The organism is Metallosphaera sedula DSM 5348 (genome assembly GCF_000016605.1).
GTDB classification, from domain to species: Archaea; Thermoproteota; Thermoprotei_A; order Sulfolobales; family Sulfolobaceae; genus Metallosphaera; species Metallosphaera sedula.
This window is the reverse complement of the sequence record NC_009440.1, coordinates 716,569-730,467: the sequence shown is the minus strand read 5'-3', so window position 1 is coordinate 730,467 and position 13,899 is coordinate 716,569. Positions and strand designations below refer to the sequence as shown.

Genomic DNA, 13,899 nt, shown 5'->3' with positions numbered 1-13,899 from the left:
CCTTTCTAATAGGGTGAGATAGTGAATAAGAAATTTCTTGTTTTTATTCTTGTAATTGTTATCATTATTGCAGTTCTAGCTATCACCAATCTACGGCAGGTTCAATCTTCAAGCTATGGTATTGGTACATATGTTTCTGCTCCCGTTAACCTTGAGCTTTACGAACTGGCACAGAATCAGAGCGGATTCGTTCAATTCAATAGTACATTTGTATATTCAGTAAAGCAAGGGAATGCTGAACTTACTTACCAGGGTAAGCCAGTTGTTATTTTCGTTGGTGCAGAGTGGTGCCCTTACTGTGGTGCGGAGATGTGGTCTTTCATCATAGCCTTGGATAGATTTGGCAACGTTTCCGGACTGAGGTATATGGAATCCAGCTCCACAGACATTTACCCCAATGTTCCCACTTTCACTCTTGAAAACTTGAGTTACAAGAGCCAATACATCTCCGTTCTTGCTTATGAATTCCAAGATAGGAATCATCAACCCCTTCAAGGTGTTCCCTCTAACATTTACCAATTATGGCAACAACTAGGTAATGGAAGTATACCATTTATAGATGTAGCTGGTATATATTACCAAGTTGGAACGACAAATAATCCTGCACTTCTTCAAATGAAGAATTGGACTTACGTTCTTGACCAACTTCATGCAGAGAACTTAATCTCATACCAAATTTTCTCATCTGCAAATCTACTTACTGCCGAAATCTGCCTATCAGACGGAAATCAGCCATCTCATGTATGCGAACAACCTGCGATAGTTCACTACGAAAATGAATTAAAATCGACTTTTCCAAGCTACATAAGCCTAAACGACTCGCAACAATCCAACATGCTTTATGCCGATCAACCGCTATCTAGACCTCTTTCTGGCCATAAACATGAGATAGAGTTTAGCAGTGTGGGAGCATGGAAAGGATCCGCACTCACACTCCCCCGAGACAACATGATTACCTGAGATGATGATCTTGGCCTTAAACCCTCGAATGGAGCATCTTGCTGGTACCGTTCCTACGACCTCGACTTTATCCTCATCTAGCTGTTTTACTATCATTTCAAGGACCTCAGAGAAAGTGCCTCTTCTCCTGTTCTACTATTTCCTTAATAATATCCTCGTTCGGATAATTTTTAACGTAAAAGTTGATTGCTCCCCTTTCTAGGTAGTTCACCACACGTTTAGTTACTCCTAGGCCAAGCATTCCGGTGAGTATTCCTACCACGAGAAGAAGGTAGTAGACTGGCAACTCCAGCCAAGATCTTTTCCTAGAAGCGAAGTATCTCCAGTGGGATAGTTCATCCTTATACGTGTGCCTAAATCTTTCCTCCTTTCTCACAAGAAAAATGCCCTTAGCAAGACCTGTAGCTCCAGCTTCACCAAGTAACGCAAGAAAATCCTTGTCCACTTCATTCATTCACCTAGAAATTCTTGGATTTTGAGGATGTCATTCCTTACACTTTCATCAGGTATCTGCGAGTACATTATTCCTAGTCCCAGGAGTATAGCTCCAAATATCTCAGTCACCTCCATTTCATCCCTAAAGTTCTGGATTTTACCTAGTTTACTTCTCAACTCTCTCATCATTTTCCTTATGGCAAGCATGTCATCCCTATCCTCACCTTGAAGTTTCAGGGCCACGATGCTAGTCATGTATATAGCCTTCTGAACCTTCTCGGCGAAATCCTTTAGTTCACTTGTTTCTGTCCAGTTCATAATAAAACAATAGACTTGGAACACTAAATATCTTTTGTAAATATAGCCTAAACATTTGTACCTTAGGTTAGTACATTTTACTCTATAATAGTCAAAAATAATTATTGATCTAAAACTCGTAATGGCGTTGAATTGACATGATATTCGTATATTATCATCACATCGCTGTCTGGATCCTGCAACCTTGCCGCATTTACGTAGTTTCTAGTCTGTAGCATGTTCTCCACTAGACACACGTTTATCCCTGCCCTTCCATCAGTGATCCTGTAGATCGTGCATGATTCTAGAACTCCTGTAATTTTCTTGAGATTCCTCGAGAACATTGAAAACATTATTAGCCCAGATTTGGGAATATCCAGGATCGGGAGAACGGAGAACACGCCCTTCTTCGACATTATTTTTAACCTCTTGGAAACTGTCTTCGACGGAATTCCAAGTTCCTGTGCTATTTCGCTCTCTGAAGCTCTAGGATTCTTGGAAAGAGCTGAAAGGACTGAAGCATCTAAGGGCTTTAGCTCCTCGGGGCTCTGTTCAGGTATATACTTGAGCCTGGTCTCTCCCAATGTCTTACTCATTACTTCAATCTTCTCGTCTAAGTCTCTCAAACTCTTTCCCATCACCCCGTAGACGTTGAGCCATTCAACGCACTTGAACTTAAGGAAAATCCAATCAGAGTCGAAATCCCTTTGATTTATGAAGGCAACAAAGCCATAATACCTGGACATGAAGGAGGGATTCACAAATAGGGTGAATCCCTTGAGTATACCATCCTCTTCCAGCTTTTTGAACCTATAATTAAGGGTAGGTGGCGTCACGTCTAGCTCCTCAGCTAGACTTCTTTGACTTACCCTTCCATCCCTGAAAAGAAGGTACATGATCTTCTTATCAATTTCATCCATGGAATTCTACAAGAATTTTATAGGATCCAAAATTTTTAAATCTTTCCTTCTTTAACTCCTATATTTGTTGAGACGTGTGAAAGAATATCATATCACGTTTTGACTCCCTTTCCTGGCAAACAAAACTGAGCCTCTATGGTGATATTATCACCTTTCAAGTTCTTTACCTGCGCTCCAATCTCGTCTAGTATCCTTTTTAACAAGGGTAAATACACTCTCTCCGCCATCTGTTTACCGAGCATGGACGAGAAAATGGTGAAGGAACCACAGGTACCATCTTCCTTAACTATCAAGTTCTGAGTGGAAAGGGGGGTTATAATAATGAAGAATCTTCTCAAGGAGTCTAGGTGATCCCTCAACGAGCCTGAACCATTGAACATGAATGAGTGTTTGTAGAGGGAGAAGTAGATGGATATGAGCTCGTCAGCCGTCTCTGGACTTCTCTCTACAACCCCTTGGAGAGTACTAAGAGGTAAAGGGACTAGCCCCATGATCCTAGCGCTGTAAAAGTCCCTGAACATGTCTGTTCTTTCCTTGAACGTAAAGTCAGGGGCAGATTTTATTTGCGTAACGAGTGACTCTAGGGCTTCGTCTATAAATGATTTCCAATCTCCATCCTTAGGAAAGAATCCCCTCTCACTGAGAACCCTCATCAATTCCCTGAGTTCGGTTTCATGGCGTTTGCTAACAGGCAATAGAATGCGTCCCTTGGCTTCCTCGTCCCTCCTCTTCTTTGACATCTAAGACACTTTCTCAAGTTTAGATAAAGCTTTTTCCCTAGGTTTTTCTAGGTTCCTCTTGGGAGATTAAGTTCTCCCTTATTCCATCTCCTAACAAGATTAGATCCATGGAGAGGAAAACTCCTACTAGAGCGATCTCCAGCCAAAGCTCCATGAATAATACTCGTCAAACTAACCATTTAAACAATTTGACTTCAAAAATATACAGGAGAAAAATTTAGGAGAATATTTCACGTGTTTAGTATACAGTTATATACCCCAAGATTTCCTCTTCCTCTCAGCTAAGTATGAGGTAGCTACTCCCACAAAGTAAAGGGTGGATAGAGTAACTCCTATTGTGGTTTCAATCACTCCTCCTGTTGTTCCCGGCGAGATAAACCACGCTATTATGAATGCGCCTAGCACACCATATCTCCAGTTCTTCCTCCAGCTCTGTGCCTTCACTACTCCAGCCAAAGTAAGCATGCTCATGACAAGGGGGTATTCAAACGCCACCCCCACCGTTAACATAAGTGACATAACAGTATTTATGAAAGCCCTCAAACTTAGAGTGGGTTCCACTCCGAGGGTTGTTGTATATATAAGCACGAACTTCATCATAACTGGAATAATCACAAAGTATGCGAAGCTGGAACCGGCTGCAAAGAGGATAAATGCAGGCAGTACTATCATCTTAGCCATTCTCTTCTCATGTTCATAAAGTCCCGGAGACACGAAACCCCATATTTCATGGACAATGATCGGAAGGGCTATAAAGAGGGAGAGGAAGAACGAAACATAGGCAGCTGAGAATAGGGTATCAAAGGGGTTTAGGTTTAACAACTTCATTTGAGGCGGAAGCTCCGTGTGGATAAACAGTTCAATAAAATGTGACGAGATGCTGTTAAACAGGTTTGGATAGAGGATAGGAAAATTGAAGCCGTCGAAGGATACCTCAGTTATCCCGAAAAAGAAGAAAATGACGAAGGCTATAACAAGGGATATTAGTGCCCTTCTAGCCCTAACAATAAGCTCATTAAGATGTTCCAGTAAGGGTCTTTCCTGAGACTTTGGAAGTTCATTAGTTCTTTCCGTCACCCTTCTTCAACCTCTCTAGCTCCGCCTGCAATCTTTTGATCTGCTCCTCCAATTGTCTTATCCTAGGGTCGTCTGGAACCGTCGATTGAGTAGCTCTGGGCAACGGTCTCACTGCAGGGGTCACATCGCTGTTAAAAGATAGGCTCCGCTTTGCCTCCTGTGTAATGTCCCCAGACTCGGAAAGCTCCCTCATGAGTTCATTCTTGAAATCGTTCTGTCTTTTCCTGAGTTCAGAAAGAGTTCGGCCCAGGTTTTTTACGGTACCGGATAAGTCCTTCTCCCCTCCCAGAAGAAGGATTGCCACAACAACCATTATCAAAAGATCACTAATACTACCTATCATACCTGGGCCCTCTGTTTGACTTTCATTCAAGAAAAAGATTTATTTTGTACCTTGCTGTTTCTTTAGTTGATCCAACTGATTCTGAAGATCCCTAATCTGCTTTTCCAAATCCTCTGCAGAAGTAGTTTTTTGAGACTGCTGTACATTAGGCTGGCTCTGCTGAGTCTGCATCTGGTTTATCTCCATTTCCGCTTCCATTCTCCCCTTTTTGAACTCCCCGAGAGCTCTACCCATGGATCTGAATAGCTCAGGAATCTTACTGCTCCCCACAAACAGTACCAGCGCCACTATAATTATAATGGCGATATCCGAGGGGTTTATTGCGACCATTTTAATACACTCTAAAATTACTTAAGGTAAAAACGAGTTAAAAAAGATTACTTCATTATTTCGCTATTTCGGTTAAGAACACTACTATTAACGTGCATACTAACTAGGAAGGAGGATTAAACCTGCTTAGATATTCCTGAGCTAGCCTGAGGGAGATATCTTCGTGGTAACGTTTAAGCTCAAAGTAGAGGCTGAGCCCCATTGAAATCTTCCAGAACGCTAAGTTAAGGCTTGGCCAGCTGAAACTCTCAAGTTTACAGGCTAACTCAATGCCTTCGTCGAATTCCACGAACTCTAGACCCTCCGACTCAAGGACATTGTTGACAAGGTCTCTTCCCAAGAAGTTCTCTAGCTTAAGATCTGAGGAGGTGATCTGACCTTCCCTGATCCTGAATGTGACAAAGTCCTTCCAATCCATCGGCTTCATCAGGACGTCCCTTAACTTATCCACCGAGGTTAACCTATGATCTAGGGATAGAATGAGCTCTCTGGGAATCCAAGAGATAGGGTAAAGAAGAACAGCGTAGGTCTCAAATTCTCGAGCTAGATACTCACCCTCTTTTCCTGTTAGCCTCAACCAGTTGTCCTCCTCCTCAACCCTGTACCTAGATGTGGTCTCGTGAAACGAGAAGGGGTTAAGGTGAAGCTCGAGTCTTACCTCAGAGGTGGTCCGTTCATCACGATTCATGCAGTGCTCGACCTCATCATTCAAACTAGATGGTGTAAACGTGGATTTTATCAGTTTAGTCCTCATGTCACCTTATCCATCACGGGGTAGAACTTCATCATCCATGGGACATTTCCCTGAGGACATAAAAAACCTCTTCCTAATAAGGTGACACATCTCGCAAACGTGATGATATGATGCACTTCCGTCCCTAGCCATCCTGGACAACGTTCTCATGTCTTCCATCAAATCTGGATCTTTCCTTATCATCTCCACTAACCTGTCGTTGTTTCTTGCCCTATACTTTGAAATCGTTGTGGTGGAGATGCCTAAAATCTCAGCAATTTTAGAGTAAGGCATCCCCATAGATAACATCTCCTGTGCAACTACAGTCCTTATCGCTGGAACCACTACCTGAGATCCTAGCTCACATGCTAGTTTCATAACTTGCCTTCTAAATCTAAGAAAGTATAAAAAACTCTCGGTCTTAGATTATACTAACTATTGTAAAACCCTGTTAAAGATTATAGACCCTGTCTCTCCAAACGACTGTCCTTTTCCTGTAGTCAAGGATTAGCTTGATCCACCCGTAATATACACCTAAAATTGACATGACAGATGGGGTATATGAATATTTCCCCAGATTTCTACTTCTGGAGAAATTTTTCAGAATCCATAGAAGCAGAGGAGACAGGTAGAATGGGTTCAAGAAGACAAGGAAAAGGATTGGAAAGGCAAGCATGAGAGCACCTATCACCAGGAAGGCCTTGGCTCCTCTGCTAGAGTACTTGATGATCGTGACGACCTGCCTTGTGGACCATTTCCATAGGTCTCTCTCGTCATAAATGTTGAGTGGGATGGCTTTACCGTCGAAGGCGATACTTACTCCTCGCTTTTTCACTATCCTAGTGAGGGTGCAGTCGTCACACCATTCACGCGAAAGCTCTTCCAGGACCTCACTATCAAAGAAATCTCTTCTGAAGGCCATGGAGCCTCCCCAGAGGAAGGTCCCACCAGAGGCCTGAGACTCGAATCCCAATGTCCAGAAGCCAGCCCTGATCAGGTTTCTCCACGTTATTTTGAGGGGGGCGGGCCATGAAAACGTGGTTACAGCCATGTGCCTGTCAAGGTTCCCCACCATCTCCCTCAACCAGTTCCTAGGATAGAGCGTGTCGGAGTCGGCGAAGACCACCACTTCATTCGCGGACTCCCTTAGCCCTGAGAGTTGTGCCCTTATTTTACCGCTACATGAACAGGTAAAACTGGTGATCACGACCTTCACTCCAAGCCGTCTCAGACGTTCAGCCAACCATGGTTGATCAGGATCCACCACGTATATTATCTCGAAGGGACAGGGAAAGTCCTGGTTCCTGAGCGATTCCACGTTCCTCTCTAGTTCGGGGTCGAGACCCCTCACGGGAACAATGATGGATGCAGGAGCGCAGAACTTACCGTCAAATTTGAAGATTGAGTTTTCCCTCCAGATCTGTAAAAGGAGGACTAGATCTGCCAGTGCAGGCAACACCAGGAGGAACTGGAGTAACACTTGTTGTAGACTCCCGGGAGGTGTAAAAATCCTGTGGTCAGGGAGAGACAAAGGCGTTCATATACTCCCTGATTTCCTGGAAAGCCCGAGAAGTTGGCCTGAATTCCCCCAAGATCCTGCGGAACTCCCCAATGTCCTGTCCCCAGTTCACGCTGTCAGGGCTAGCGTATACCTCCCCTCTACCGCTTTCAAGCCAGTGTACGGTTTTCAAACCCCTACCCTGGACGTGGATAGTAAGCTTAAACCTTCTCTCGCTGGCAAAACCAGGCCTATCCTTAAGATATTCACGGCCCAGGTCATACTCAAGGTATGTGGTGGAGAAATCCAGATATCGCCTCTCATCGAGGTAGAGTTTGCCCACATCCTCGATGGAGGTAATGGCTACGGTCACCGGTATCCCTGCCTCCCTGGAAACGGAGGATAAATCTTCCCCAACTTCAGAGATCATGGAGCTTAACATCTCCGTAATCTGTGAGGAGGCCTGTTCCCCCTTTAACACGGTGAGACCGTGAAAGTCGAACAGTTTCCCATTCTCATAGCTGATTCTCCTCTCATTGGTGAAGTACTTTATGTTGAACCTGGTCGAGACCTTCTGGACCTCGAGGATCTTTCCACGACAGTTACACTGGAGTACTAGGTTACCTTGAGAAGCGACTAGCTTGAAGCTTGTCTCCTTGATCCACTCCCCCATATCCTATCCCCACTTCAGCCTAGTCCCCCCATCCACGGGGATGACAACGCCGTTAACCCACTCCGCGTCATCACTCATGAGCCAGGAAGCGACTAGGGCAAAATCCTCTGGTGGTGCCTTCTCATCCCCCAATTTCCTTAGCTTTTTCCAATCCCTTTCGGGCACAAAATCACCATCGATCCAGCTAGGGGCTATCCCCACTACCCTTATACCCCTATCCAGGAGTTCCAGTGCCAGGACCTCGACCGCCTTGGCAAGTCCAGCCTTAGCTGAAGCGTAGGAGAGTTGAGTCGAGGCCGGCCTGTCAATGCCCCTCAGGGCTGAAACCAGGAGGATAGTACTCCCCTTCCTCATCATATCCAGTAGCACGGAGACCGCGAGTAGGGGATACCTGAGGTGATTGTTTATCATAGTGTCCAATCCCTTCAGGTCTTCAACTGTGTCCTCTTCATAACCTCCAATCATTACTGCTAGCCCGTCCAGAGCCCCAGTGACCTTCTTCACCTTGGATTTAAGTTCCTCTACAGATTCCCTGGACTTGACCTCACCGGGTATTGCGATCACGTTACCATACTTCCTGAGAGTTCCCTCAATCTCCTTTAACTTGTCTGAACTCCTAGATGACACAATCACGGTCGCCCCTTCCCTAGCTAGAAAGTAGGCCAGGGCATACCCTAATCCCTTGCTCACCCCAAGAAGAAGAAAGGTCTTTCCCTTGAATTTCATGGTATATTATTGCGGAAGCTTGGATTTAAGTAACAATTTAATCTTTTCAGGCTCCTTCACTGGCATACTGCAGGTGTTACCAACACAGACAAAGGCCCTGCTTCCTTCCCCCTGATTTATCATGGACCTTATGAGGGGAACGACTAAGTCCCTATCCTCTTCCTTAACGAGTTCCACGACCTTAAAGGGGTGATATACCAGCATCGACTCCCTGTGCAGAAGTTTAGCCCTTTCGTCGGCGTCGACCACGACGATGTGTGCCATCCCCTTTAGAATGGCCCCCGCACTGAGGATAGAGCCCGCGTAGAAGGGGGGACCTTGCATGTAATCCCCGAGAATGGAGGAGATCACGCTCTCTGGAACCTTGATCTGATCGTCCACAAGGGAGAGAGAAAGAAGTCCTCTCAACGCCAGGGAGTTTGGAGACTCGTTCGGGGTGTCCATGTTGGGAACCTCGGATGACCCCTTTTTCTCCACAAAGCCACTCGGAGTCATGAATCCTAGGACCTCCCTCCCCAGCTCCAGGCTCAAGTCCCTGAACTTGAGGTTCCCCGTTACCTCATATGCCCTCAAGGCCAGGAGAAGAGCGGAGGAGTAATCCTCGAGGAGGCCCTCCCCTCCTCCTTGAAGCCTTCTGGTCACCCTCCCGGAGAGCTTGGATGAGACCTTAAGGGCCTCATCTCTTCCCCTCCCGGTAAGCAGAGAGGAAGCCAGGAGAGAGTCAGCCATTCTACAGTTGGGATAGGTGTAGAGGTTCTCGTCCCTGAAGGGCCTCTTCCTGGTGGAGTCTCGGTGGATCCTGAGGGTTTCCCTCGCCTTGCGTAGATTCCCTAGGAAAGTCCCGATCTCCATCCCCATCATCTTGGCTATCTCACCTAGGTCATCCCTAGCTCTGATAACCCCTCCCTCGAGAGCTCCCTCACCAACAAGGGTGAAGGTTTTCTCAACCAAGGACTTCCACTCGCCGGAGTGGGAGAGAAGCTCGTCCCAGTCCCACGTGTAGAATCCGCCCTCCTTTCCCTCGACGTCAGCGTCTAGTGAGGAAGCGAAACCTTCCCCTATCCACATGTCCCTGAGTGCGAACTCAGAGGTCATGTCCAGGGCCTCACGAAGTTGAGGATCCCTGCTGGCCAGGTAATTCACGAAATAGTCCTCCAGTAGCTCGGCGTTATCTATTAGCAATTTCTCGAAGTGGGGAACGTTCCATTCCCTATCCACGGCGTACCTGTGAAACCCTCCTCCCAACTGGTCGAAGATACCTCCCTGAAACATCCTTTTCAAGGTAAAGGTGGAGAGCTTGATCCCCACGTGATCCCCTGTCCAGAAGGAGTACGCGGTAAGGAACTGGTCCACCATGGGGTGGGGAAACTTCATGTTCCCAGATAGACCACCCTGCTCAATATCAAAGGTTGATACGATAGACGAGAAGGCAGTGTCTACTACCTCAAATTCCAGGGGAGAGGAGGTTGAGGGTACGTAGTCTGTCAGGGAGAGAGCAGACCTCTTGAGTCTCTCCCTATCCTGGGTCCACAGCCTCACAATCTCCAGGAGAAGCCTCTTCATTCCAACCCTACCATACGAGTCCTCAGGCGGAAAGAAGGTTCCTCCAAAGAAAACCTCTCCCTCAGGGGTCATGAACACCGTGAGGGGCCAACCGGATTCACCCGTGATACTTGATACGGCCCTCTGTAACTTCCTGTCAAGTTCAGGCATCTCATCTCGATCAACCTTGACTGCAACGAAATGCTTGTTCACTATCTCAGCCACATCATGTCTGGAGTAAGTCTCCCTGTCCATCACGTGACACCAGTGGCACCAAACCGCTCCAACGTCAACTAGAACGGGTTTATCCTCCTGCCTTGCCCTCTGAAAGGCCTCATCTGACCATGGGAACCAATCAATCTCTTGTTCAGCCGATTCCCTCAGAAAGGCACTGGTACTATCATTTAACCTGTTCATAGGCTTAATGAAACTCTGAGCTTTTAAAGAGGGTTTCCAAAAAACTGCTGATGTTGAGAATTCGGGCTCCGGATAGGTGAGGAGAGTCTTCAGCTCTGAACTATTTTCTTCTAGTAAACCAGTAGACCCCACCTAGAACTGCGAGGAGACCGAGTCCAGAGTAACTAATCGCAGGAGAATTTCTAACCGTGGGTGGTGATTTCACAAAGTACACGGTAATGTTGGTATTGTTGTAGACCATGTACCATACCTGATTTCCCACAAACCCGTTACTCCAGTTCCCCACCGTGTAACCTGGCCTAGGATTGACCGTGATGGTTAGGAGAGTTCCTTCCTGAACCTGGAGAGAGGTGGATTCATTAACCTTGACCTGGCTTGAGTTGGGAAACTTCACGACCACTGTGCCTGGGCCCTTCACCGTGATATTAAACTGGAAAATTACCGGTCTAACCGTGATATTGATCACATCATGCCTCCAGGGAGATAGGGAGAGGTTATCTGTCTGAACCCCATTAATGAACACCGTGTAGGGCAAGGGAGACTCAACGTACACCTCTAGGGTGGAATTGGGTACGTTTAACGTTTGATTCCCGTTAACGTAGATAATGCTACCGTTGGTGTAAAGCAGAGCGTCGGCCTGACCGCCATATATGTAAACGTGTACGGTGACACCGTGCACGACCTGAACCAACAGGAGAGGAATCAACAGGGAGATCCTGTACACATCAAGAGGAGGCCCAAAAATCGAGGGAGAGGAGGGCGTCACTATCCAAAACATTATAATGCACGACGAGTATCCATCTTCGATGAGGAGCCCAACCTTACCTGAACCGTGATGAGGGGTTGTTTCACCTGATCCTCTTTATTAAAAAAAGTTAAAATCAATACTCCAAAAGAGTGCCCGTGAAGACTAAAGTAACGATAAACGGAAGGGAAATTCCCCTTGACAGAAGGATACTTATCACCGGTAACGGAATGTACATGGTTGGAAGGCTCCTATATTTTGTCCTGAAGACCCTGAATCAGATGCCCAGGTTGTATGGAGTTGCTGAGTCTGACCCGATTTCTGGTTGGAGGAGAAACTTTGAGAACAAGTTCGCCTCGATCATGACCTCCCATCTCGACCCCGGAAAGATAAGGCTTGAGGGGGACTTTGAACTGAACCTGGGAAAGTTCTCGGTTTCCGGGAAGCTGAGCAGGGGGCAGATGAAGGTGACTGTGAACCTTGCTCAGAGACCCGAAAATGTTTCTCCTGGAATCAGGGGAATGGTGGAGGTAGATTCGTTTTACTTCTCCGATTTGGAGAGACCTAAGCCCTTCTTCGTGCCCGGCTCTAAGGATGGCATCTTAGCTGGTTTCCACAGGTTTCTAGTGCTTCAGACCGAGAGTGCATCTGGAGTGCCCAAGACGCTAGGAATGGTTTCAGAGTTCATCAACTCCATAGTTCTCCCGCAGGGATATTCCACCTCATTGAGAGGTAAAGTTTTGTCCACCGACGAGAAGGAGGGCCTCTTCCTCGATGGTGAGCCTCTCTACAACGTGGACCCAGAACTGCTCAGCCTACTCAGCCTAAGGCTATCCCTTGACATGGCTCCAGAAGGATCTCTCCTGATCGTGGAGGACCCAGAGGCCCATCTTTCCTCGGAGGCGATTGAGGAGGTAAAGGGTTGGTTCAGCAGATTTAAGGGTGGTGTCGTTTTCGTGTCTAGGTCTAACCTGCTCGGAGTGGAGGAAATAAGATTTTAACGTGGGTTAAAGCGTGAATACTTTACCATAACCCCTTTTAACCTCAACTGTACAAGGTCTTCACTCTTGAACATACTCACGACGCCTGATTGTCACCATCTCCTTAAGGAGAAGATCCCTCAACGCATTCTCTAGCTTCCTATAATTATCCCTGATTGACCGTATCCTGATCGACGTCTCCCTGAACTTTTCGCAAGAGAGACATCTAACGAGAAGCTTATCACCTTCACCTCTCACCTCCACCTGTATACGCTGATCCAGTACCTTGAGCTCAAGGGTCACTCCCTTCATCAGGGACTTCATGTTAACTTTCCTCAGTTCGGCCTGAACAGTGTGGGAAAAGTTAACCCTCGAGATGTCATTAACATAGTTTCTGGCTAGTAGGTAGGCCTCCATGGACATTTCCTTGCACCTTTCCAAGTCTTTAATGAGTTTCACGCAGGAAAAGAAGAGGGAGCACTTCCCTGTGGACATAGGAGAAATAAAATCGGTAAAGGAGGGGAATTCCTCCGATATTTCCCTAGGGGATCCACAGTTTAATTGCATGTGAAACCTACCCCCTCTTACCCAGTACCGCCCCACTGGATTACCGTTAAACAGAAAATTTCCATTCACCATCTCTACGTTAACACCTTGCTCCCTGGGCTTAACGGTTCTCTGTTCCACGAGTTTTACCTGGATATCTCTATCGTCGTGGCCGGATCCCACAAAGGTCTCTGTGACCCTTGGGGTGTAATAGCCAAGCTCTCCCAAAGCCACCTGAGTCCAGTTCTCCCTATCCCCATTTCCTCCCAAATCTACAAGCTCTCCACCGTGAAGGACGGCACTCCTAACCTGTAGGTACTCCAGTTCCCCCATCCGTCTAGCTATCACCAGTTTCCGGGTAGACTTTACTTGGAACAAGTCTGAAACTACGGTCACGCTAGGGGAGAGAACCTTTGCCTCCTCCAAGTTCGCTGGAATCACCGCAACGTCTCCTAGGGAGAGAATAAAATTCAATCTCGCCCTACACACCCTATGAGGTGGGCAGTCCAGGGCATAGTTTAGATACCTGAAGGTGGAGAGGTATCCCTCCCTCATTAACTCCTCTGATTTTCTTACAATCACCTTGTCCACTGACCTAATCAGGCTAGGAGTGGCGAAATTGGACACAATGACCAGATTCTCCATTTTATGCAGGTCTGCAGGAAACGGATAGGTAGTTATCCCCACCTTAATTCCCGGGGAATAGCTTGAGACTATCTTGGAGGAGTCTATCTCCTGCTCGAGATAGTCTAGAAACGCCCTATCGTAACCCGGGACTACAAAGAGTGCCTTACCCCCACGATAGAGTGATGAGAGTTCCCTTGCCAGTTTCTTCAATTCAGATCCTGTCATCTCTTTAAACCTTTTATCTTCTGCGTAGCAGAGAAGAGAGGAATGATGAACCTTACAAGGGCAGAAGGGATGAAGACTCAGGCAA

17 protein-coding genes are annotated in these 13,899 nt (G+C 46.6%); 2 read left to right on the top strand and 15 right to left on the bottom strand.

Translation table 11 applies throughout. From position 1 onward, the window contains the following. Positions 1–21 precede the first annotated feature (21 nt). On the top strand, positions 22–960 hold the full coding sequence (locus tag MSED_RS04075) for a DUF929 domain-containing protein (RefSeq protein ID WP_012020762.1): 939 nt from the start codon (positions 22–24) through the stop codon (positions 958–960). 106 nt (positions 961–1,066) lie between these two features. On the opposite strand, the gene MSED_RS04070 is transcribed toward MSED_RS04075, so the two are convergent. From MSED_RS04070 to MSED_RS04005, 14 genes are all read right to left on the bottom strand, one after another. Beyond that, positions 1,067–1,414, bottom strand: coding sequence for a hypothetical protein (locus tag MSED_RS04070; RefSeq protein ID WP_012020761.1), 348 nt, complete (start codon positions 1,412–1,414; stop codon positions 1,067–1,069). Then, positions 1,411–1,713, bottom strand: a complete 303-nt coding sequence (locus tag MSED_RS04065) for a hypothetical protein (protein ID WP_012020760.1) — start codon at positions 1,711–1,713, stop codon at positions 1,411–1,413. Before MSED_RS04065 ends, MSED_RS04070 begins: the two co-directional genes overlap by 4 nt. Before the next feature lie 101 nt (positions 1,714–1,814). After that, positions 1,815–2,612 (bottom strand): winged helix-turn-helix transcriptional regulator, encoded by a 798-nt coding sequence (locus MSED_RS04060; RefSeq protein WP_012020759.1) that lies wholly within the window; start codon positions 2,610–2,612, stop codon positions 1,815–1,817. 92 nt (positions 2,613–2,704) lie between these two features. Beyond that, on the bottom strand, positions 2,705–3,352 hold the full coding sequence (locus tag MSED_RS04055) for a hypothetical protein (RefSeq protein WP_048060009.1): 648 nt from the start codon (positions 3,350–3,352) through the stop codon (positions 2,705–2,707). A 249-nt stretch (positions 3,353–3,601) separates the two neighbouring features. Beyond that, complete coding sequence (gene tatC, locus MSED_RS04050) at positions 3,602–4,429, bottom strand: twin-arginine translocase subunit TatC (RefSeq protein ID WP_012020757.1); 828 nt, start codon at positions 4,427–4,429, stop codon at positions 3,602–3,604. Then, on the bottom strand, positions 4,413–4,772 hold the full coding sequence (locus MSED_RS04045; protein ID WP_012020756.1) for a twin-arginine translocase TatA/TatE family subunit: 360 nt from the start codon (positions 4,770–4,772) through the stop codon (positions 4,413–4,415). Before MSED_RS04045 ends, tatC begins: the two co-directional genes overlap by 17 nt. A 39-nt stretch (positions 4,773–4,811) precedes the next feature. Then, entirely contained in the window at positions 4,812–5,102 is a 291-nt protein-coding gene (locus MSED_RS04040) for a twin-arginine translocase TatA/TatE family subunit (RefSeq protein WP_012020755.1), read from the bottom strand. Positions 5,103–5,205: 103 nt separating this feature from the next. Next, the gene (locus MSED_RS04035) at positions 5,206–5,856 is read right to left on the bottom strand and encodes a hypothetical protein (RefSeq protein ID WP_235579888.1); all 651 of its coding nucleotides are present in this window, start codon (positions 5,854–5,856) and stop codon (positions 5,206–5,208) included. 6 nt (positions 5,857–5,862) lie between these two features. After that, entirely contained in the window at positions 5,863–6,213 is a 351-nt protein-coding gene (locus tag MSED_RS04030) for a transcriptional regulator (protein WP_012020753.1), read from the bottom strand. A 73-nt stretch (positions 6,214–6,286) separates the two neighbouring features. Next, complete coding sequence (locus MSED_RS04025) at positions 6,287–7,315, bottom strand: glycosyltransferase (RefSeq protein WP_012020752.1); 1,029 nt, start codon at positions 7,313–7,315, stop codon at positions 6,287–6,289. 37 nt (positions 7,316–7,352) lie between these two features. After that, a complete protein-coding gene (locus MSED_RS04020; RefSeq protein ID WP_012020751.1) occupies positions 7,353–8,006 on the bottom strand; it encodes a hypothetical protein in 654 nt (217 codons plus the stop codon). Between the two features lie 3 nt (positions 8,007–8,009). Next, positions 8,010–8,732, bottom strand: a complete 723-nt coding sequence (locus MSED_RS04015; RefSeq protein WP_012020750.1) for an SDR family NAD(P)-dependent oxidoreductase — start codon at positions 8,730–8,732, stop codon at positions 8,010–8,012. Between the two features lie 6 nt (positions 8,733–8,738). Then, positions 8,739–10,691 carry a thioredoxin domain-containing protein gene (locus MSED_RS04010; RefSeq protein WP_012020749.1) on the bottom strand — a complete coding sequence of 651 codons (1,953 nt, stop codon included), beginning with the start codon at positions 10,689–10,691 and terminating at the stop codon, positions 8,739–8,741. Positions 10,692–10,791: 100 nt separating this feature from the next. Further along, complete coding sequence (locus MSED_RS04005; RefSeq protein WP_012020748.1) at positions 10,792–11,469, bottom strand: hypothetical protein; 678 nt, start codon at positions 11,467–11,469, stop codon at positions 10,792–10,794. A gap of 125 nt (positions 11,470–11,594) precedes the next feature. Here MSED_RS04005 and MSED_RS04000 point away from each other — a divergent pair, with 125 nt between their 5' ends. Further along, positions 11,595–12,437, top strand: a complete 843-nt coding sequence (locus tag MSED_RS04000) for a hypothetical protein (protein WP_230842403.1) — start codon at positions 11,595–11,597, stop codon at positions 12,435–12,437. 60 nt (positions 12,438–12,497) lie between these two features. On the opposite strand, the gene MSED_RS03995 is transcribed toward MSED_RS04000, so the two are convergent. After that, entirely contained in the window at positions 12,498–13,814 is a 1,317-nt protein-coding gene (locus MSED_RS03995) for a hypothetical protein (RefSeq protein ID WP_012020746.1), read from the bottom strand. Positions 13,815–13,899: the final 85 nt, after the last annotated feature.

Excerpts from the sequence above, each read along its gene's own strand:
- MSED_RS04070 (WP_012020761.1), bottom strand. The coding sequence starts at position 1,414 with ATGAATGAAGTGGACAAGGATTTTCTTGCGTTACTTGGTGAAGCTGGA.
- MSED_RS04065 (WP_012020760.1), bottom strand. The coding sequence starts at position 1,713 with ATGAACTGGACAGAAACAAGTGAACTAAAGGATTTCGCCGAGAAGGTT.
- MSED_RS04060 (WP_012020759.1), bottom strand. The coding sequence starts at position 2,612 with ATGGATGAAATTGATAAGAAGATCATGTACCTTCTTTTCAGGGATGGA.
- MSED_RS04055 (WP_048060009.1), bottom strand. The coding sequence starts at position 3,352 with ATGTCAAAGAAGAGGAGGGACGAGGAAGCCAAGGGACGCATTCTATTG.
- MSED_RS04045 (WP_012020756.1), bottom strand. The coding sequence starts at position 4,772 with ATGATAGGTAGTATTAGTGATCTTTTGATAATGGTTGTTGTGGCAATC.
- MSED_RS04040 (WP_012020755.1), bottom strand. The coding sequence starts at position 5,102 with ATGGTCGCAATAAACCCCTCGGATATCGCCATTATAATTATAGTGGCG.
- MSED_RS04035 (WP_235579888.1), bottom strand. The coding sequence starts at position 5,856 with ATGAGGACTAAACTGATAAAATCCACGTTTACACCATCTAGTTTGAAT.
- MSED_RS04030 (WP_012020753.1), bottom strand. The coding sequence starts at position 6,213 with ATGAAACTAGCATGTGAGCTAGGATCTCAGGTAGTGGTTCCAGCGATA.
- MSED_RS04020 (WP_012020751.1), bottom strand. The coding sequence starts at position 8,006 with ATGGGGGAGTGGATCAAGGAGACAAGCTTCAAGCTAGTCGCTTCTCAA.
- MSED_RS04015 (WP_012020750.1), bottom strand. The coding sequence starts at position 8,732 with ATGAAATTCAAGGGAAAGACCTTTCTTCTTCTTGGGGTGAGCAAGGGA.
- MSED_RS04010 (WP_012020749.1), bottom strand. The coding sequence starts at position 10,691 with ATGAACAGGTTAAATGATAGTACCAGTGCCTTTCTGAGGGAATCGGCT.
- MSED_RS04005 (WP_012020748.1), bottom strand. The coding sequence starts at position 11,469 with ATGTTTTGGATAGTGACGCCCTCCTCTCCCTCGATTTTTGGGCCTCCT.
- MSED_RS03995 (WP_012020746.1), bottom strand. The coding sequence starts at position 13,814 with ATGACAGGATCTGAATTGAAGAAACTGGCAAGGGAACTCTCATCACTC.